Annotated in this window: 1 pseudogene; it reads right to left on the bottom strand. The window is 64.9% G+C overall.

Annotated elements, in window-relative coordinates:
- A pseudogene (locus tag AAEZ10_RS27350) lies at positions 1-271 on the bottom strand (chromosome partitioning protein ParB); the annotation flags it as partial.

The following is a 271-nucleotide window of genomic DNA, read 5'->3' as shown; positions in this document are numbered from 1 at the left end:
CCATTGCTTCGGCATCCGCCGGTGCGTCCCGCTGCGGGCCTTCCTCCTGCGCGGCATCTTGTGGGCCTGCGATCTTGAAGATCGCAGGCATCCACCCCGTGCCATCCGCCAGCCGTTCGGCTTCGCTGGCAATGTCGGCCTTCTTCAATTTCGCCAGCCGGGAAACCTGCTCGGGCGCGTACTCGCCCACGGCTTGCAGAATCGCGGCCTTCGGCACATGCCGGAAATAACCGTCATTGGTGGGCTGCCACCATGCGGCCATGTCCAACCC

Source organism: Pseudomonas sp. H26/SER47-MNA-CIBAN-0231, from assembly GCF_040310465.1.
Lineage (GTDB): Bacteria > Pseudomonadota > Gammaproteobacteria > Pseudomonadales > Pseudomonadaceae > Aquipseudomonas > Aquipseudomonas atacamensis.
Note: the sequence above shows the minus strand (reverse complement) of the source record. Positions and strands in the feature narration are given on the sequence as shown.